This is a genomic window from Fictibacillus terranigra (assembly GCF_030412265.1).
Taxonomy (GTDB): Bacteria; Bacillota; Bacilli; order Bacillales; family Fictibacillaceae; genus Fictibacillus_C; species Fictibacillus_C terrinigri.
The window spans coordinates 339,092-358,362 of sequence record NZ_JAUHLN010000003.1 but is presented as its reverse complement, the minus strand read 5'-3'; the positions used below and the strand labels follow the sequence as shown (position 1 = coordinate 358,362).

The window sequence follows — 19,271 nt, the reverse complement described above, 5'->3', positions numbered from 1 at the left end:
TTTACTCAAAAGCTTAAAAAGTAAGGTGTGATGTAATTGCTGGCAGAATTAAGCATCCGCAATTTTGCGATTATTGATGCGTTAACCATTTCATTCAATAAAGGGCTAACCGTACTGACGGGGGAAACGGGTGCAGGGAAATCCATTATCATTGATGCCATAGGTCTCTTAATAGGAGGAAGAGGATCTTCAGAGTTCGTACGTTACGGAACGAATAAAGCGGAAATAGAAGGCCTATTTCTAGTGGATTCTCCTCATCCTGTTTTTGCAAAAGCTGAGGAACTGGGAATCGATATTCAGGATGGAATGATCGTACTGAAAAGGGACATCATGGAGTCCGGCAAAAGTGTATGCAGAATTAACGGGAAGCTTGTCACGCTTTCGCTCTTAAAAGAATTTGGGCAATCTTTGGTTGATATCCATGGCCAGCATGAGACACAATATTTAATGCAGCCCGAGATGCACCTTTCGCTGCTCGACAGCTTTGGCGGTGATGAGATGGAACACCTAATCAGTAAATATCAAGATGTATATTATGACTATAAGGAAATGAGAAAACAGTTAAGAAACCTGACAGAGAATGAGCAGCAGATGAATCAGCGGGTGGATCTGATCCAATACCAGCTGGAAGAGATCAGCAACGCCGAATTATTGCCCAATGAAGATGAAGAGCTGCAGGAAGAGAAGCTTAGGCTTGGCAACTATGAGAAGCTGTTCAACAGCCTTCAGGATTCGTATCAGTCCTTGTACGGGGAGCAAAAAGGGATTGAAAACATCTCTGTCGCTTTAAGCCATCTGCAGAATGTAGCTCATCTCGACGAGGAGCTCCACCAGCTGGAGGAGAATGTGGCCAACCATTTTTATGCCTTGGAAGAAGCTGCTTTCACCATTCGAAATTACTTCGAAACGATGGAGTTTGATCCAGCACGGCTCGATTTTATCGAGACGAGATTGAATGAGATCAGTAAACTGAAACGCAAATATGGCAACAGTGTAAATGAAATATTGGAATATGCGTGTAAGATCGAAAAAGAATTGGACGTACTTCAAAATAAAGACGGCAATATCGAAGCATTGCGGCAGCAGCTTCAAAATCAGGAGAAGCTTCTCCAGAAACATGCTCAAAAGCTCGGCAAAAAAAGAAAGAACCTTGCTGAGCGCCTGACTAATGAGATCCTTCAGGAGCTTAAAGAGCTTTACATGGAGAAAACGGTGTTTGATATTGTGATCAATTCTTTGCAGCAAGAAGGCGGGCAAATACGCGAACAGGATTTCGGTAAATATGGGTCAGATGAAGTGGAGTTCTTCATCTCGACCAATCCTGGGGAACCGTTAAAGCCTTTGGCAAAAGTAGCCTCTGGAGGGGAGCTCTCCCGTGTTATTCTGGCGCTGAAATCCATCTTTTCACATCATCAGGGAATCACTGCCATCATTTTTGATGAAGTGGATACTGGTGTGAGCGGCCGTGTAGCACAGGCGATCGCAGAAAAAATATTCAGGGTTTCAGAAGGCTCTCAAGTGTTGTGTATTACCCACCTTCCGCAGGTCGCAGCAATGGCGGATACGCATTTGCATATATCCAAAGAAACGTCGAACAAACGTACAACAACACATGTCGTATCGCTCGAAACCACACAAAAAGTCAATGAGATCGGAAGAATGATCTCGGGAGTGGAGATCACGGAACTGACGAAACAGCATGCCAGGGAACTGTTGGATCTGGCTGAAGAAATTAAAAAAACTTCTTGAGCCTCCATCCCAATCTCCATTATACGTATGTAATGCTATCCATTTAAGGATAGCTTTTTCTTTTTGGGCGGTTATAATCTTACAGTTCTAAGGCAAAATTAGTAGTACAGCCATGTTGGAGGTGTGGGTAAGGAGCGAGGAGAGTGAAAGATGGTTAAAGATAAAATAAGGCGGATTTTAGGTGTGATCCTCCTTGGTTGCCTGGTGGGAATCGGTTTTCTTCATCCGGTTCAGGATTACGTCGGTCTTCCTTCAGCAGTAAGGGTTTTTAAAGGACAAGACCGTGTGGTTTCCAATCTGCCTTCGGGAACTGAGGTTGCTTCCAAAGGTACAAAAGCAATCTTATCAATAGGCAAAACGAGTGGCAGACACTCATTTTCAGTCAATGCTCATGAGGATGGTGATTCTGTGGTCACGCTCGAAGCAGGCGGCTTTCCGGTGAAAAAAATGGGGATAAATGTACTGCCGGAATTGAAAGTGGTGCCAGGGGGACAATCAATCGGGGTTAAACTGAATACTTTAGGTGTTTTGGTCGTAGGCCATCATCTTGTAGATACTAAAAAAGGTCAAAGATCACCAGGCGAAATCGCAGATATTCAAGTTGGTGATATCATTACCAAGATTAACGGGGAAAGTATTGCAAAAATGGGCGACGTCGCGCCATTTGTGAGAAAAGCCGGAAAAACAGGCGGTATGCTTGATGTAACAGTGATTAGAAACAAAAAAACCTTTCATCGAAAATTGCAGCCGCTGCAGGATAAACATGATTTATCCTACCGAATTGGGCTTTATATCAGGGATTCTGCTGCAGGAGTGGGGACGCTGACATTCTTTCATCCTCAATCCCATAAATACGGGGCCCTCGGGCATGTCATCTCTGATATGGATACGAAGCAGCCAATCGTCGTAAATAATGGAGAAATACTGAAATCCACCGTTACTTCCATCGAAAAAGGAAGCAATGGTCATCCGGGTGAGAAATTGGCTCGTTTTTCAGAGGAAAATGAAAGCATTGGGAGCATCTCAAGAAACAGTCCGTTCGGTATTTTCGGAAAACTGAATGATGGACTATCAAATGGACGATGGGATAAGCCATTGCCGATTGCTTTTTCGGATGAAGTAAAAGAAGGGCCGGCCAAGATTCTGACGGTTGTGAATGGAACAAAGGTACAGGCGTTCCAGGTGGAAGTGGTCAGTTCCATCCCTCAAAAATTCCCTGCGACAAAGGGAATGGTCATCAAAATTACCGATCCCAAGCTTTTAAAAACGACGGGAGGTATTGTTCAGGGGATGAGCGGGAGCCCGATTATCCAGAACGGAAAAATCATTGGTGCCGTCACACATGTATTTGTAAATGATCCAACTTCAGGGTACGGTGTCCACATTGAATGGATGCTCGACGAAGCAGGTATAGATATATACGGAAAACAAAAGCAGAAGGCGAGTTAATAGCAGCCTCTGCTTTTTCCTTTCCATCAAAAGGAAAACTTTCTTTGCTTTTCATAGACATTTGTATGAATATTTTATACAATACATATAGATAAAGAAAATTCGACAAGCGTGGTTAAGAAAAGTGATATAGTGTCGAAAATTTAAGATAATTGAAGAGAAAATGTGCTATTTTAACCATAATTAAAAATTTGAGAAAAAATAAAGGGAAAACAGGATTTTTGTGGAAATCTTATAGGAGAAATGAAGAAAATGTTGGATAGGGAGGAATATCCGTGCAAAAAATAAAAGTTTGTTTAGCCGACGATAACCGTGAATTGATCAGTTTATTAAAAGAATATTTAGCAAACCAGGACGATATGGAAGTGATTGGTGTCGCTTACAATGGGCAGGAGTGCCTGAACGTCCTTGAAGATAAAAATCCTGATGTTCTTGTACTCGATATTATTATGCCGCATCTTGACGGGCTGGCGGTATTGGAGAGGATTCGCTCGAATGATCACCTTCCACAGCCGAACGTCATTATGCTTACGGCTTTTGGACAAGAAGATGTTACGAAAAAAGCGGTTGAACTCGGTGCATCCTATTTCATTTTGAAACCGTTTGATATGGATAATCTTGCAAATCAGATCCGCCAGATCTGCGGGGCAGAAAAATCTTTTGTACAGCGTCCTTCTGCAGCTCGTTCGGCTGCCGTGAATACGGTTAAACAGCCGCGCAATCTCGACGCGAGCATCACCAGTATTATTCATGAAATTGGTGTGCCTGCCCACATTAAAGGCTATATGTATCTCCGTGAAGCCATTTCCATGGTATACAATGATATTGAATTGCTGGGTTCCATTACCAAAGTTCTCTACCCTGACATTGCCAAAAAGTTCAATACGACGAGCAGCAGGGTTGAGCGAGCGATCCGCCATGCGATTGAAGTGGCTTGGAGCCGTGGCAATATTGACAGTATTTCATCCCTTTTCGGTTATACAGTATCCATGTCAAAAGCAAAACCAACCAATTCTGAATTTATTGCTATGGTCGCAGACAAGCTGAGGATCGAGCATAAATCAAGTATGACTGTTTAACCGCATAGGAAATAAGGAGAAAACAAACTTGCAGTTCTATTCCTTCCTAACCATTGAATGTATATCTCCTTACTGCTTATCCGCAGAAGGCTCCAATACGGGTCTTCTGTTTTTGTTGAAAAAAATAACCCGCCGAAGAAAAATTCTTCTGCGGGCTATTTTTTTTGGAAACGGGTTTGAACTTTGTTTCGTTTTCGGTCCCGGTAGAATATGAATCCCCCTACAAACGCAAGGCCAAAGACAAACAGGATGAAACCGGCAAAAAACTGAAGCCAAAGAGCACCGAATCCGTTATGAAGGATGCCAAATAATACATCTCTCATTAATTTTATACCGACTACCCCGAGAATGCCCGGGATCACCATAATGAGCAGAGCGATTAAACGTTGCATCGAAGGTCCTCTCCTTTGTCCCTTTTTATTTTACTGTAATTGAGGAATGCTGTCGATGAATATTCCATCCTTGCAAACCTTTTCATAAAACCGTATGATGTAGGTATGAAAATAATTGCAAAAATAAGGAGCTGGGTATGCAAAAAGCAGTTATTTATGGGACCGGGGAGCATCTTGAGCCTCTGGTACACCTGTTGTCATCATCCCGTGTGATTCAGATCAGTGCCATAATTATTGTAAAACCTTCAGCTTCTGAAGGATTAAAGCGTCTCGCAGCGCAATTTAGTATTCCTTTTGCAGACAGTTTGGAAGGAGCTGCTGACCCTGCTGTTGATTTTTTAATCGACTTTACCAGCCGATTAACACTAGAAACAGCGAGGGTTCATTTTGGGAAACGAGTGAGTATCATCCCTTCGTCCATTGCCTGGCAGTTCTCTCAGGCGCTGTCTGCGAGTGAACATTACATCCCTTCTTATAGAAGCAAGCTACATAAGATCAATACGATTCTTGATTCGACACATGATGGCATGATCGCCATCAATGAAAACCTTTCTGTCACATTGTTCAATAAAAGTGCAGAAAAAATGACGGGAAGCAAAAAAGAAGATGTGATCGGCCACCCGGTCCAGGAAGTGATCCCTAACAGCCAGCTGCCGCGGGTGATGTCTGACGGCAAAGAAGAGATCAACCAGGAGCAGATCCTCGATAACGGTACTAAAATCATTACAACCCGTATTCCAATCATTGATGAATTCGGAAACAAGATGGGTGCTTTTGCGGTATTTAAAGACATTACCGAAATGATCGACCTGGCAGAGGAAGTAACCAATCTGAAAAGCATTCAGTCGATGCTTCATGCGATTATCCAGTCTTCAGAAGAGGCCATCTCGGTTGTTGACGAAGAGGGAAAAGGGTTGATGATCAATCCTGCCTATACAAAACTAACCGGCTTCACCTCGGAGAAGGTAATAGGAAAGCCTGCTACAATAGATATCTCTGAAGGCGAAAGTATTCATATGCAGGTTCTTAAGACGCGAAAGCCTGTCAGAGGGGCTCGATTAAAAGTGGGGCCACAGCGGCGTGATGTTGTCGTAAATGTAGCGCCGATCATCGTTGACGGTGTGCTGAAAGGCAGTGTCGGGGTCATTCACGACGTTTCCGAAATTAAATCTCTTACAGAGGAGCTTAGCCGGGCACGGCAAATTATCAGGACGCTGGAGGCCAAATATTCGTTTGAGGATATAAAAGGTGAGTCGGAGGAAATGAAATTTGCTGTTGAGCAGGCCCGGCTGGCGGCTTCAACACCTGCTACCGTACTCCTTAGAGGGGAATCCGGGACAGGAAAAGAACTTTTTGCTCATGCGATCCATAACGGAAGCAGCAGGAAATACAATAAATTTATCAGGGTCAATTGTGCTGCCATCTCAGAATCTTTGCTTGAGAGCGAGCTGTTCGGATATGAAGAAGGTGCCTTTTCTGGTGCATTGCGCGGAGGTAAACGAGGCCTCTTTGAAGAGGCTAACGGAGGAAGCATATTTTTAGATGAAATCGGTGAGCTTGCCCCCGCCATGCAGGCCAAGCTTCTCCGTGTTCTTCAGGAAAAAGAAATAAGAAGGGTCGGAGGAACGAAGTCTATTCCAATCAACGTCAGAGTGATTGCGGCGACCAACATTAATTTGGAAAGAAAAATTGGTGAAGGTGCTTTCAGGGAAGATCTTTATTACCGACTGAACAGAATGCCGATCTATATTCCGCCGCTTCGTGCCAGAAAACAGGATATCCGGCTTTTGGCAAGACACCTGATTCATAAGCTCAATCAGGATTATGGAAAAAATATTGAGGAAATAACAGTGCAAGCAGAAGCAATACTAAAACAGTATGAATGGCCAGGCAATGTCAGAGAGCTCGAGAACGTGCTTGGGAGAGCGATGATCCATATGGATCCCCATGAACAATCGATAGGCTCGAGCCATATCGATCTGCCGTCCCTGGAAAAGACGGAGGAGCAAAAATTGCGTATTACCGAGGCTGAAGATATAAAGCCGCTTGCTCTCCAAATCGAGAAAGTCGAAAAAGAGATTTTAGAGACCACATTAGCTGCGGTTCAGGGCAATAAAACCAAGTGTGCAAAGGCGCTCGGTATTTCATTGCGTAGCCTGTACTATAAACTTGAAAAGTATGGAATCAGTCAATATGAATGAAAGTGCATGCAATTATATTCATGCTATGCAATTATATTCATATTACCATTCGAAAAATTGCCGTTTCCATGGGTGAAAAAGTTGGCACAGTTCTTGCAAGGTATTAGCAGGGTGGCAAAAAGGAGGCTGAACATTGAAACTAGAACAACTGCTGAACTCCAATTCAACGGATTCAAAAAAAGTGGTAGCGGTTGCTGCTGCTGAAGATGAAGAAGTCATTCTGTCAGTGAAGCAGGCCTATGAAAAAGGAATTGCATCATTTATCCTTGTTGGAAATAAAGAAAAAATACAATTTTTGCTTCGGCAGCACGAGCTGAAGGAGGGTGAAGACCTGCAGATAGTGGAGGCTAATCCTCAAAATACGGCAATGGAAGCTGTGAAGGCAGTCAGCGGCGGACAAGCCGACATCCTTATGAAAGGCCATATTCCAACCGCAGACCTGCTGAAGGCGGTCCTTCATAAAGAAAACGGGCTGCGTACCGGAAAGGTATTGTCACATGTGGCAGCGTTTGAAGTTCCAGGCTTTGACCGGCTTATTTTTTTAACCGATTCGGCCATGAACATTGTTCCCGATCTTCAACAAAAAGCACAGATCATCGAGAACGCCGTACAAGTTGCAAGAGGCATCGGTGTGGCTATGCCTAAGGTTGCGGTCTTGGCGGCTGTTGAATCCGTTAACCCGAACATGCAGGCTACCCTGGATGCGAGTGCGCTAGCCATGATGAACAGGCGAGGACAAATCAAGGGGTGCATCGTGGACGGCCCTCTTGCTCTCGATAATGCCATTTCAGTCAAAGCAGCTGAACATAAAGGGATATCGGGTGAGGTGGCCGGGCAAGCGGATGTTCTTGTTGTCCCGGCCATCGAAACAGGAAACGCATTGTATAAGTCTCTCATCTATTTTGCGAATGCCAAAGTGGGGGCCGTTGTTGCGGGCGCCCGAGCACCAATCGTTCTGACGTCGAGGGCTGATACGGCTGAAAGCAAGCTGTATTCAATTGCTCTTGCTGTATATTCGCTTGAAAAAATATAAACAAACAGGAGGAAAAATAAAATGGAACTATTCAAATACATGGAAACTTATGATTATGAACAAGTGGCGGTATGCCAGGATAAACAATCAGGATTAAAAGCCATCGTAGTGATTCATGATACAACACTTGGGCCGGCACTGGGCGGTACAAGAATGTGGACGTACAACTCTGAAGAAGAAGCATTTGAAGATGCTTTGAGACTGGCACGCGGAATGACATACAAAAATGCGGCCGCAGGACTTAACCTTGGCGGCGGCAAAACAGTGATCATCGGAGATCCGAAAAAAGACAAGAACGAAGAGATGTTTCGTGCGTTCGGCCGTTATATCCAAGGGCTGAACGGCCGATATATTACAGCTGAAGATGTAGGTACTACTGTAGAAGATATGGATATCATCTACCAGGAAACTCCATTCGTAACAGGTGTTTCCCCGGCATTCGGTTCTTCAGGCAATCCATCTCCAGTAACCGCGTATGGCGTTTACCGTGGAATGAAAGCCGCAGCGAAGGAAGCATTCGGTACAGATTCACTGGAAGGAAAGGTGATCGCAGTACAGGGTGTCGGGCATGTGGCCTACAATCTTTGCCGCCACTTGAACGAAGAAGGCGCTCAGCTTATCGTAACGGATATTAATAAAGAAGCCGTTGACCGTGTCGTTGAAGAATTCGGTGCTAAAGCGGTGAATCCGGACGAAATCTATGGAGTGGAATGCGATATATTCGCACCTTGTGCTTTAGGAGCGATCATTAATGACCAGACCATTGGAGAGATCAAGGCAAAAGTTATCGCCGGTGCAGCAAATAACCAGCTCCGCGAAACCCGCCATGGAGATGCCATCCACGAAATGGGAATTGTTTACGCTCCGGATTATGTGATCAATGCAGGCGGTGTAATCAACGTAGCGGATGAATTGAATGGCTATAACCACGACCGTGCAATGAAAAAAGTTGAAACGATATATGACAACATCGCGAAAGTGATCGAGATTTCTAAACGAGACGGTATTCCAACGTATTTGGCAGCTGACAGGCTCGCTGAAGAACGGATTGAAAGAATCCGCAATTCCAGAAGCCAGTTCCTTCTAAACGAACGTCATACGCTGTCCAATAGAACCCGATAATCTCGGCTTGAATGGAGGTTTTTATGGTGCCAACAAAAGAATATCGCTTGCTAGTCATCAATCCAGGATCAACCTCTACCAAAATCGGGATTTTCGACAATGAACGTGCTGTTTTTGAAAAAACAATACGTCATGACAGCGACAGTATTAATCGGTTTGAAAATAGTATTGATCAATACGAATTTCGAAAGAACACGATCCTTGAAACCCTTGATCATGAAGGGATCAATATCTCTAAATTGAGTGCTGTTGTTGGGCGCGGCGGATTGCTGCGCCCCATCGAAGGCGGCACCTACCATGTAAACGATGTGATGCTTAACGATCTTAGAAATGGATACGCGGGAGAGCATGCTTCTAATCTCGGCGGCATCATCGCATTTGAAATTGCATCGGGGCTTAATATCCCTGCATTTATTGTGGACCCGGTTGTCGTTGATGAGCTGCAGCCTCTCGCCAGAATATCCGGCATCCCTGAGATTAAGCGAAAGAGTATCTTTCACGCTCTGAACCAAAAGGCGGTAGCAAGAAGGGTCTCGTCTTTACTCGGCAAGCCATACTCCAGCTTAAGGCTGATCGTTGCGCACATGGGCGGAGGAATAACGGTCGGTGCACACCTTAACGGTAAAGTGATTGATGTTAATAATGGTCTTCATGGAGAAGGCCCCTTCTCTCCTGAACGTTCGGGTACCGTGCCTGTGGGGGATTTGGTGGAGTTATGCTTCTCGGGCGAATATTATGCCGATGAGATCATGAAGAAGCTGGTCGGGCAAGGAGGTCTTGTCGGATACCTTGGAACAAACGATGCGGTAAGGGTCGAAGAGATGATCGCAAAAGGCAATGAAGAGGCGAAACTGGTATATGATGCGATGGCCTACCAGGTGGCAAAGGAAATCGGCTCAGCAAGTACGGTGTTGAAAGGACAAGTAGATGGGATTGTCATTACCGGAGGACTTGCTTATGGCAAGGAATTTGTGAAAAAAATAATTGAACGTGTGGAATGGATTGCTGATGTCATCGTCCAGCCAGGTGAAAATGAACTGCAAGCCCTGGCTGAAGGAGGACTGCGTGTGCTCAAAGGCGAGGAAGAAGCTAAGGAATATCATGTATCAGGTGTTTCTGTCCGAACGTATTAAACCGAAAAAGGAGAAACAGTTATGGCAACTGAATTTGATCTAGTGATCCTGGGCGGCGGAACTGGCGGTTATGTTGCTGCCATCCGTGCCGCTCAACTCGGCAAAAAAGTGGCGGTCGTTGAAAAAGGGCTGCTTGGCGGAACATGCTTGCATAAAGGATGCGTTCCAAGCAAGGCTTTACTGAGAAGTGCTGAAGTATATGCGACTTCTAAAAAAGCAGCTGAATATGGTGTTTCCATTGAAGGAGTATCACTGGATTTTAATAGAGTCCAGGAACGTAAACAAAAAATTGTCGACCAGCTTCATAATGGTGTAAAGCACCTTATGAGAAAAGGTGACATTAAGGTGTTTGAGGGGACAGGCCGTATCCTCGGTCCTTCCATTTTTTCTCCGATGCCCGGAACCGTTTCGGTCGAATTTAATAATGGAGATGAGAATGAAATCCTCATCCCTCAAAATGTCATCATAGCCACTGGCTCAAGGCCGCGTACATTGCCGGGATTAGAGCTTGACAGCAAACTGGTCATGTCCTCTGATGATGCCTTGAAGATGGAGTCGCTGCCTTCTTCCATTCTGATTATTGGCGGTGGCGTTATCGGAATCGAGTGGGCATCCATGCTCAATGACTTCGGTGTAGAAGTTACGGTCGTTGAATATGCAGACCGCATTCTTCCGACGGAAGATGCGGACATTTCCAAGGAAGCTGCGAGAATCCTTAAGAAGAAGGGCGTCAACCTGGTTACAGGTGCGAAAGTCCTTCCGAAGACACTGAAAAAAGAAGGCAAGGTTCATATTGATGCTGAGCATAAAGGAGGAACGGCATCATTCACAGCAGAAACCATCCTTGTATCCGTTGGCCGTCAAGCGAATGTTGAAGGGATTGGCCTGGAGAACACAACGATTAAAGTAGAAAAAGGATTCATTGAAACCAATGAGTATTATCAGACGGCTGAAAGCCATATCTACGCGATTGGAGATGTCATCGGCGGACTCCAGCTTGCTCATGTAGCTTCCCATGAAGGAATCACAGCTGTTGAACATCTTTCCAATGAGAAACCGCACACCATTGATTATTCTATGATTTCCAAATGTATTTATTCCAGCCCGGAAATGGCTAGTGTCGGATATACAGAACAGGAAGCAAAAGATAAAGGGTATACTGTTAAGGTTGGAAAGTTTCCGTTCAAAGCGATTGGCAAAGCTCTTGTTTATGGAGAATCTGATGGATTTGTTAAACTTGTAGTGGATGAAGCTACAGACGATCTTCTAGGTGTCCATATGATCGGTCCTCATGTTACCGATATGATTTCGGAAGCGGGTCTGGCGAGGGTTCTGGATGCTACACCTTGGGAAATCGCCCAGACTGTTCATCCTCATCCTACACTTTCTGAAGTGTTCGGCGAAGCAGCACTTGCTGTCGACGGAAAAGCGATTCATTTCTAATAATAGGAGGGATATATCATGGGAGAAAACCGCCATGAAAGACTTGGTTTGACGGACGAGAATGTCCTTGAAATGTATAGAACGATGCTGATGGCCAGAAAAATTGATGAGCGTATGTGGCTGTTGAACCGCGCAGGAAAAATACCATTTGTGATTTCCTGTCAGGGGCAGGAAGCCGCTCAGGTAGGAGCTGCCATGGCACTCGACCGGGAAAAAGATTTCGTATTACCGTATTACAGAGATATGGGTGTCGTACTTTGGTTTGGAATGACAGCAAAAGATTTAATGCTTTCTGGTTTTGCAAAAGCTGAAGATCCAAACAGCGGCGGAAGGCAGATGCCCGGCCACTTCGGCGGGAAAAAATACCGCATCGTGACGGGTTCTTCCCCGGTTACCACTCAGGTGCCTCATGCCGTGGGAATGGCACTTGGCGGCAAACTCGAAGGAAAAGACCTTGTTACATTTACTACATTTGGAGAAGGTTCTTCCAATCAGGGGGATTTTCATGAAGGCATTAACTTTGCCAGTGTTCACAAACTTCCTGTAATCTTCATGTGTGAAAATAATAAATATGCGATTTCTGTACCTATTCAGAAGCAGTTGGCGTGCAAAAATGTTTCAGATCGTGCTTTAGGTTATGGCATCCCTGGTGTGACTGTTGATGGAAACGATCCATTAGCGGTATACGAAGCTGTAAAAGAAGCTGCAGACCGAGGACGCCGCGGGGAGGGCCCTACATTAATCGAAGCAGTTTCTTACAGGCTGACTCCTCATTCCAGTGATGATGATGACCGTGCTTATCGTACGCGCGAAGAGGTGGAAGAAGCAAAAGCAAAGGATTCCATCTTTACATTTGCTGAATATCTAAAAGATGCAGGCGTTCTAACTGACGAGTATGAGAAACAATGCCATGAAGAGATCGCAGCGATTATAGACGAAGCAACTGATTATGCAGAAGCAGCGCCGTATGCAGACCCAGAGTCGGCCATGCGCTTTGTTTATGCAGAGTAAGGGGGAGAAACGATGCCGATTATTTCCTATATAGATGCAGTAACACAGGCTATACGCGAAGAGATGAAACGAGATAAAAGAGTATTTGTGGTAGGGGAAGACGTGGGAGTGCGCGGAGGCGTGTTCCGTGCTACTGCTGGATTGATTCAAGAATTCGGTGAAGACCGTGTGATCGATGCACCACTTGCTGAATCTGCTATTGCAGGTGTTGGAATCGGTGCAGCAATGTATGGCATGCGGCCGATAGCAGAGATGCAGTTTGCTGATTTCATTATGCCAGCCGTAAACCAGATCGTTTCAGAGGCAGCAAAAATCCGTTACCGTTCAAATAACGACTGGACGTGCCCTATCACAATACGTGCTCCATATGGCGGAGGCGTTCATGGTGCTTTGTACCATTCCCAATCGGTGGAAGCATTGTTCGCCAATGTTCCGGGGTTAAAAATTGTTATGCCGTCCACACCGTATGATGTAAAAGGCCTTCTGAAGGCTGCGATCCGTGACGAGGACCCAGTTTTATTCTTTGAGCATAAACGTGCCTACCGTTTGATTAAAGGCGAAGTTCCGGAAGAAGAATATACATTGCCGATCGGCAAAGCGGACGTAAAACGTGAAGGGGAAGATCTTACGGTTATTACATATGGCTTATGTGTACATTTTGCGCTCCAGGCTGCAGAAAAGCTTGAGAAGGACGGAATTTCCACTCATGTTCTTGATTTGAGGACGGTTTATCCGCTTGATAAGGAAGCGATTATTGAAGCCGCCTCAAAAACAGGCAAAGTATTGCTTTTGACTGAAGATAATAAAGAGGGAAGCATCATGAGTGAAGTTTCCGCGATCATCGGTGAACATTGCCTCTTCGAACTGGATGCACCGATCAAACGTCTTGCCGGGCCAGATGTGCCTGCCATGCCGTACGCTCCCACCATGGAGAAGTATTTTATGATCAATCCGGACAAAGTGGAAAAAGCAATGAGAGAACTGGCTGAATTTTAATACAGCACTCTAGCAGGAGGGTGAATTTATGGCGACGGAAAAAATCTTAATGCCCCAGCTCGGGGAAAGTGTAACAGAAGGCACAATCAGCAAATGGCTCGTACAGCCCGGTGATCATGTCAAAAAGTATGATCCGCTTGCTGAAGTAATGACCGATAAAGTGAATGCGGAAATTCCCTCATCATTTACAGGTGTTATTAAGGAACTGACCGCTCAGGAAGGCGATACACTAGCAGTCGGTGATCAAATCTGTTATATCGATACGGAAGGCGGAACATCCAAAAAAAGTGATGAAACAGCCCCGGCGGATGCTCCTTCTGATAAAAAAGAGGAAGGAGCCGCAATTCCTTCTGCATCAACTGGGCTTCCTAAGCGGGATCAATCTGAGAAAAACCGTTTTTCTCCAGCGGTCCTTCGACTAGCGGATGAGCATAACATTGACCTGAACCAAGTAGAAGGATCAGGAATGAACGGCCGTATCACCCGCAAAGATTTAAAGAAATTAATTGAATCCGGCAATATTCCGGCACAAGGGGCAGCACCGGCTCAAGCACCGATTCAGGAAGCAGCCCATGTTAAGGCTCCTGAACCACAGGCGGCTCCTCAAGCGGAAGCTCCTAAGCCAGCACCTGCAGCGCCAGTGGAAAGCCTGCCCGGAGATATTGAAATACCGGTAACAGGCGTCAGAAAAGCCATCGCCGCGAACATGGTGAGAAGCAAGCATGAAGCACCACATGCGTGGACAATGGTCGAGGTAGATGTATCGAACCTCGTGTCCTACCGCAATGGAGTGAAAAACGACTTTAAATCGAAAGAAGGCTTCAACTTAACGTTCCTGCCATTCTTTATTAAAGCTGTCGTCGAGTCATTGAAGGAATTTCCTCAATTGAACTCCATGTGGGCGGGTGATAAGATCATCCAGAAGAAAGACATCAACATTTCGATCGCGGTAGCAACGGATACGGCGCTTTACGTTCCTGTCATCAAACAGGCTGATGAGAAGAGTATCAAAGGCATCGCGCGTGAAGTGAAGGATCTGGCAGATAGAGTGCGTACGAACCGTTTGGGTGCTGATGATATGAAAGGCGGTACGTTCACTGTCAATAACACGGGATCTTTTGGATCTGTTATGTCTACACCGATCATCAATTATCCGCAAGCGGCGATTCTTTCCGTGGAATCCATCGTAAAACGTCCGGTTGTCATGAATAACGGTATGATTGCGGTCCGCGATATGGTTAACCTTTGTCTTTCACTTGATCACCGAGTACTCGATGGACTCGTATGCGGCCGATTCCTTGCCCGTGTGAAAGAACGTTTAGAAAATATTTCGAGTGAAACAACATCTATTTATTAAAAAGAGGTTTATGAGGGAAAGAAAAGGGTAAGTAAGAAGTATCAACACCTCCATACCCCATAACCCCCTAAAGAAAAGACGCTTCGGTAAGCGTCTTTTCTTTGTATTGAATGAGAAAACGGGTAAAATAAAGACAGAAAGGGGAGGTTAGCAATGAATCTGAATTTTAACTTTTTCATGAATGATGCCGTTGAATCAGCACGAAAAGAGATCGTAGAAGCCGGATATACACAATTAACAACACCCGAAGAGGTAGACGAGGCATTGGCTAAAAAAGGGACGACCTTGGTTATGGTCAATTCTGTATGCGGGTGTGCAGGCGGCATCGCCCGGCCTGCTGCTTCTTACTCTGTAAAACAAGGAATCCGCCCAGACCATCTTGTGACAGTGTTCGCAGGACAGGATAAGGAAGCGACAGAACAAGCGCGTTCCTATTTTACCGGATATCCTCCTTCTTCACCTTCATTTGCCCTTTTAAAAGACGGAGAGGTCCAGATGATGGTGCAAAGACATGAAATCGAAGGCGAAGAACCGATGGAAGTTGTGAATAAACTGATCGGTGCGTTTAATACCTATTGCAAATAAACAAAAGACAAAGACAGGACCCATTCTCCAAGAGGATGGGTTTTCATATGCATTGTTTTGTATAGAAATACATTCGGAATTATCAGAAAACGTAAAATCCCTACTTTTTGTGTTAAAATGCATTATATTGAATAAATATGAGTGCATAAATTTTTATAGATACACTATTGAGAGTTGGGGATATCGATGCAAAAAAGAACTTATGTATTACTTTCACTGGCGTTTTTGCTCGTTTTCAGTGCAGTGGGAGCTGTATTGCATATGGGCGGTCATCAGGCTATGGCAAAAGAGAAACACAAAAAAACACTCGTGATGGGAACATCTGCCGATTATGCGCCTTATGAGTATATTGATACGACCAAAGGCAACAAAATCATCGGTTTTGATGTGGATGTGGCCAAACATATTGCGGACAAGCTCGGCTATAATCTCGTCATAAAGGATATGGATTTTAACGGTCTGGTTCCCGCACTGGATTCTAAGCGGGTCGATTTCGTCATGGCCGGTATGACGCCTAATGCAGAGCGGAAGAAAAAGGTTGATTTCTCAAGCACCTACTACCAGGCGAAGCAGCTGGTCGTTACAGACGATCCTAAAATTAAGACGATTGAGGATTTAAAAGGGAAAACAATTGGTGTCCAGCTTGGATCCATTCAGGAAAAAGAAGCGAAAAAAATTGCAGATAAAGTAGACAAGGTCCATATCGAAAAAAGAAATAAAGTTCCAGACCTTGTACAGGAAATCATGTCCAAACGATTTGATGGTGCGGTTATTGAAGACGGAGTCGCCATTGAATACCTGAATAAAAATTCTGATTTACGTGCTTTTGAAATACCGGATTCCGCTACTGCGGGTTCGGCGGTTGCCCTTCAAAAAGGAAGCGGCCTGACGGCTGATTTTAATCAGCAGATCGCAATGATGAAAAAGAATGGCGAGCTGGATAAAATCGCCGATAAATGGTTTGAACCGAAATCTAAGAAAAAGGCAGAGAAGAAATCCATTGTGGATTTTTCCACCATCATGCCTTCAGTACCGTATATTTTAAAAGGGATATTAACAACACTTAAATTTGTGGTTGTTTCCATACTGTTAGGCTTTGTGCTTGGTACGGTCCTTTCTTTGTTCAAAATCAGCAAAGTGCGGGTACTTCGATGGGGAGCAGACGCGTATACGTCCATCTTCCGGGGAACACCGCTAATTCTTCAGCTGCTGATCATCTATAATGCGACACCTCAGCTGACAGGATATAAAATCGAACCATTTCTTGCAGGTGTACTGACCTTTGGATTAAACTCGGCGGCTTACGTTTCCGAAATCATCAGGGCCGGAATCAATGGAGTTGATAAAGGACAGAGAGAAGCGTCTATGGCGCTTGGGGTCTCCTATGGGTCAATGATGAGACAGATCATCCTTCCGCAAGCCTTGAAGAACATTCTTCCGGCACTAATGAACGAATTTATCACCTTAACGAAGGAATCAGCCATCATTGCGGTGATTGGTACGACGGATATCATGAGGCGCGCACAGATTGTCGGAGCAGATACGTACCGTTATTTTGAGCCGCTGATCACTGCGGGCATCATCTATTATGTGATGGTGATGGCATTAACTGTTCTGGGACGCATGCTTGAAAGGAGAATGAGCCGCGGTGATTAAAATAGAAAACCTTCATAAAACATTTGGAAAAAACGAAGTCTTAAAAGGAATTTCCACGCAGATCGGCCAAGGCGAGGTTGTTGCGATCATCGGGCCTTCGGGCTCAGGGAAGTCCACGTTCCTCCGTTGTATTAACATGCTTGAAGAACCGACGGATGGAAAAATCTTATTCAAGGATCAGGAGGTAACTGCTCAAGCATCTAAGATCCAGCAGGTCCGAAAGAAGATCGGAATGGTGTTTCAGCATTTCCACCTCTTTCCTCATATGACCGTTATGGACAACTTAACGTATGCCCCGGTTACCGTGAATAAAGTGTCCAAACGCGAGGCAGAAGCAGGAGCCCGTGAGCTTCTGAAGAGAGTCGGCCTTGCTGATAAAGAAGCCGAATATCCAGGCAGGCTGTCCGGAGGCCAGAAGCAGCGCGTAGCGATTGCAAGAGCCCTCGCCATGAGTCCGGAAGTCATGCTGTTTGACGAACCTACTTCAGCTCTGGACCCCGAGATGGTAAAGGAAGTGCTGGACGTCATGAAGTCCCTTGCTCAAAGCGGGATGACGATGGCGATCGTCACCCATGAGATGGGCTTCGCTAAAGAGGTGGCAGACCGTGTTCTGTTTTTGGATGACGGTGTGCTTGTTGAGGATGCTGTGCCGGCTGAATTTTTTGCACAGCCCAAAACAGAAAGAGCAAAATCCTTTCTTGAAAAAGTATTGTAAGAGGCCTTTTCGGGTCTCTTTTTTTGCTAGAAGTAATGTCCAGCATAGGTCCTCGGAGGATGAAAAGTAAGATCTTCTTTTCATCCCAGGTCGCTTCCGCTTTTCTATTTGCATGTCAAAATTCTTTCTGCAGCATGATATTCATGAGATAATCGTCTGGAGTAAAGCAGGAAAGGAAGAAAAGTTATGCCAGCATTGAAAATCGGCTACAGGACGATAAAGACGGCCGTTGGAACGGCATTAGCCATCGGTATCGCTCAGTGGCTCGGACTGGAATTCTACAGCTCAGCAGGAATTTTAACGATTCTTTGCGTAAAAGTTACGCAGCAACGCTCATTGATCAGCTCCTGGGAAAGGTTTGCGGCCTGTCTCATCGGGATCGTGTTTGCTGCTGTTTTCTTTCAGGTTCTGGGATACCATCCCTGGAGCATCGGGCTGCTGATCCTGATGTTTATCCCAGTCGTTGTCGCTTTGAACCTTAAAGAAGGCATCATTACGAGCTCGGTCATTATTCTTCATCTGTATACACTGGAATATCTCAGCTGGAAAGCGGTGGGGAATGAAATCGCTCTGATTTGTATTGGGATCGGCATGGCACTCTTGGTTAACTTATATATGCCGAGCATGGAACATACCTTAAAGAAAATTCAGTTAGGCCTCGAGGGACAGTTTAAATCCATCTTTCTGGAGTTTCGCGCCTATCTCTACGACCATAACCACTTGTGGGACGGTAAAGAGATAACCGAGGCCGCCCGGCTGATCGATGAGGGGAAGGATCTGGCTTTCCGTGATGTAGAAAACCATACTGTTCGGTATGAGAATGAGTATTACCATTATTTTAAAATGAGGGAAAAGCAGCTTGAACTGATTGAACAGATGATACCGATCCTTTCTTCTATTGACCAGCGGTATCTGCAGGGTTATATCCTCGGAGACTTTTTTGGTGAATTGAGTGAAGCTGTCCATCCTGGCAATACCGCAGTGATCTATTTAAACAGTATTGAAAGAATGAGAGGAAGGTTTCGTGAAATGGATCTTCCGAAAGACAGGGAAGAATTTGAGACAAGATCAAAGCTTCTACACCTGTTAAATGAGATCGAACGGTATCTTCAGATCAAGAAGAGTTTTAGGAAGAGTGACGTCTGATCCATGCATAAAAAATAAGCCGTACAGGCTTATTTTTTTAGCGTTTTACTAGAACAGCGCGCTGATTCCCGTCAGTAACGTTGTCAGCAGCAACGAGCCCAGCATAATGAAAACGACGGTTTTGATTAATTTTTTAGACATCATTACCCTCCTTATCCATTTATTATTGTACAAGGATTTCAACCGTCTCACAACATTTCCTCC

The 19,271-nt window shown here is 45.0% G+C and carries 17 protein-coding genes; 15 read left to right on the top strand and 2 right to left on the bottom strand.

Annotated features, from left to right (window positions below):
* The first annotated feature begins 36 nt into the window (after positions 1–36).
* The 3 genes from recN (at position 37) to spo0A (ending at position 4,277) form a co-directional block, all read left to right on the top strand.
* Positions 37–1,749, top strand: coding sequence for a DNA repair protein RecN (recN, locus tag QYF49_RS17050; protein WP_290400804.1), 1,713 nt, complete (start codon positions 37–39; stop codon positions 1,747–1,749).
* 150 nt (positions 1,750–1,899) lie between these two features.
* A complete protein-coding gene (gene spoIVB / locus QYF49_RS17045; RefSeq protein ID WP_290400803.1) occupies positions 1,900–3,198 on the top strand; it encodes a SpoIVB peptidase in 1,299 nt (432 codons plus the stop codon).
* A gap of 275 nt (positions 3,199–3,473) precedes the next feature.
* Positions 3,474–4,277 carry a sporulation transcription factor Spo0A gene (gene spo0A / locus QYF49_RS17040; RefSeq protein WP_290400802.1) on the top strand — a complete coding sequence of 268 codons (804 nt, stop codon included), beginning with the start codon at positions 3,474–3,476 and terminating at the stop codon, positions 4,275–4,277.
* Positions 4,278–4,432: 155 nt separating this feature from the next.
* Here the strand turns inward: spo0A and QYF49_RS17035 are convergent, their stop codons facing one another.
* A complete protein-coding gene (locus QYF49_RS17035; protein ID WP_290400801.1) occupies positions 4,433–4,669 on the bottom strand; it encodes a DUF2627 domain-containing protein in 237 nt (78 codons plus the stop codon).
* A 137-nt stretch (positions 4,670–4,806) separates the two neighbouring features.
* Between QYF49_RS17035 and QYF49_RS17030 the strand changes: the two genes are divergently transcribed.
* From QYF49_RS17030 to QYF49_RS16975, 12 genes are all read left to right on the top strand, one after another.
* Positions 4,807–6,870 carry a sigma-54 interaction domain-containing protein gene (locus QYF49_RS17030; protein ID WP_290400800.1) on the top strand — a complete coding sequence of 688 codons (2,064 nt, stop codon included), beginning with the start codon at positions 4,807–4,809 and terminating at the stop codon, positions 6,868–6,870.
* Between the two features lie 133 nt (positions 6,871–7,003).
* Positions 7,004–7,903 carry a phosphate butyryltransferase gene (yqiS, locus tag QYF49_RS17025; protein WP_290400799.1) on the top strand — a complete coding sequence of 300 codons (900 nt, stop codon included), beginning with the start codon at positions 7,004–7,006 and terminating at the stop codon, positions 7,901–7,903.
* A 21-nt stretch (positions 7,904–7,924) separates the two neighbouring features.
* Entirely contained in the window at positions 7,925–9,025 is a 1,101-nt protein-coding gene (bcd, locus tag QYF49_RS17020; protein ID WP_290400798.1) for a branched-chain amino acid dehydrogenase, read from the top strand.
* 23 nt (positions 9,026–9,048) lie between these two features.
* On the top strand, positions 9,049–10,158 hold the full coding sequence (buk, locus tag QYF49_RS17015) for a butyrate kinase (protein WP_290400797.1): 1,110 nt from the start codon (positions 9,049–9,051) through the stop codon (positions 10,156–10,158).
* A gap of 21 nt (positions 10,159–10,179) precedes the next feature.
* Positions 10,180–11,601, top strand: coding sequence for a dihydrolipoyl dehydrogenase (lpdA, locus tag QYF49_RS17010; protein WP_290400796.1), 1,422 nt, complete (start codon positions 10,180–10,182; stop codon positions 11,599–11,601).
* Between the two features lie 18 nt (positions 11,602–11,619).
* Complete coding sequence (locus QYF49_RS17005; protein WP_290400795.1) at positions 11,620–12,612, top strand: thiamine pyrophosphate-dependent dehydrogenase E1 component subunit alpha; 993 nt, start codon at positions 11,620–11,622, stop codon at positions 12,610–12,612.
* A 12-nt stretch (positions 12,613–12,624) separates the two neighbouring features.
* Entirely contained in the window at positions 12,625–13,608 is a 984-nt protein-coding gene (locus QYF49_RS17000; protein ID WP_290400794.1) for an alpha-ketoacid dehydrogenase subunit beta, read from the top strand.
* A 28-nt stretch (positions 13,609–13,636) separates the two neighbouring features.
* On the top strand, positions 13,637–14,965 hold the full coding sequence (locus QYF49_RS16995) for a dihydrolipoamide acetyltransferase family protein (protein WP_290400793.1): 1,329 nt from the start codon (positions 13,637–13,639) through the stop codon (positions 14,963–14,965).
* A 153-nt stretch (positions 14,966–15,118) separates the two neighbouring features.
* Positions 15,119–15,550 carry a BrxA/BrxB family bacilliredoxin gene (locus tag QYF49_RS16990; protein WP_290400792.1) on the top strand — a complete coding sequence of 144 codons (432 nt, stop codon included), beginning with the start codon at positions 15,119–15,121 and terminating at the stop codon, positions 15,548–15,550.
* A gap of 186 nt (positions 15,551–15,736) precedes the next feature.
* Entirely contained in the window at positions 15,737–17,206 is a 1,470-nt protein-coding gene (locus QYF49_RS16985; RefSeq protein WP_290400791.1) for an ABC transporter substrate-binding protein/permease, read from the top strand.
* A complete protein-coding gene (locus QYF49_RS16980) occupies positions 17,199–17,921 on the top strand; it encodes an amino acid ABC transporter ATP-binding protein (protein ID WP_290400790.1) in 723 nt (240 codons plus the stop codon). The genes QYF49_RS16985 and QYF49_RS16980 overlap by 8 nt, the downstream gene beginning before the upstream one ends.
* A 186-nt stretch (positions 17,922–18,107) precedes the next feature.
* Positions 18,108–19,067, top strand: coding sequence for an aromatic acid exporter family protein (locus QYF49_RS16975; protein WP_290400789.1), 960 nt, complete (start codon positions 18,108–18,110; stop codon positions 19,065–19,067).
* A gap of 48 nt (positions 19,068–19,115) precedes the next feature.
* Here QYF49_RS16975 and prli42 read toward each other — a convergent pair whose 3' ends face one another.
* On the bottom strand, positions 19,116–19,259 hold the full coding sequence (gene prli42 / locus QYF49_RS16970; protein ID WP_290400788.1) for a stressosome-associated protein Prli42: 144 nt from the start codon (positions 19,257–19,259) through the stop codon (positions 19,116–19,118).
* Positions 19,260–19,271: the final 12 nt, after the last annotated feature.

Excerpts from the sequence above, each read along its gene's own strand:
- QYF49_RS16995 (WP_290400793.1), top strand. The coding sequence starts at position 13,637 with ATGGCGACGGAAAAAATCTTAATGCCCCAGCTCGGGGAAAGTGTAACA.
- QYF49_RS17005 (WP_290400795.1), top strand. The coding sequence starts at position 11,620 with ATGGGAGAAAACCGCCATGAAAGACTTGGTTTGACGGACGAGAATGTC.
- QYF49_RS16975 (WP_290400789.1), top strand. The coding sequence starts at position 18,108 with ATGCCAGCATTGAAAATCGGCTACAGGACGATAAAGACGGCCGTTGGA.
- QYF49_RS17030 (WP_290400800.1), top strand. The coding sequence starts at position 4,807 with ATGCAAAAAGCAGTTATTTATGGGACCGGGGAGCATCTTGAGCCTCTG.
- QYF49_RS17000 (WP_290400794.1), top strand. The coding sequence starts at position 12,625 with ATGCCGATTATTTCCTATATAGATGCAGTAACACAGGCTATACGCGAA.
- bcd (WP_290400798.1), top strand. The coding sequence starts at position 7,925 with ATGGAACTATTCAAATACATGGAAACTTATGATTATGAACAAGTGGCG.
- spoIVB (WP_290400803.1), top strand. The coding sequence starts at position 1,900 with ATGGTTAAAGATAAAATAAGGCGGATTTTAGGTGTGATCCTCCTTGGT.
- QYF49_RS17035 (WP_290400801.1), bottom strand. The coding sequence starts at position 4,669 with ATGCAACGTTTAATCGCTCTGCTCATTATGGTGATCCCGGGCATTCTC.
- QYF49_RS16990 (WP_290400792.1), top strand. The coding sequence starts at position 15,119 with ATGAATCTGAATTTTAACTTTTTCATGAATGATGCCGTTGAATCAGCA.
- QYF49_RS16985 (WP_290400791.1), top strand. The coding sequence starts at position 15,737 with ATGCAAAAAAGAACTTATGTATTACTTTCACTGGCGTTTTTGCTCGTT.
- lpdA (WP_290400796.1), top strand. The coding sequence starts at position 10,180 with ATGGCAACTGAATTTGATCTAGTGATCCTGGGCGGCGGAACTGGCGGT.
- buk (WP_290400797.1), top strand. The coding sequence starts at position 9,049 with ATGGTGCCAACAAAAGAATATCGCTTGCTAGTCATCAATCCAGGATCA.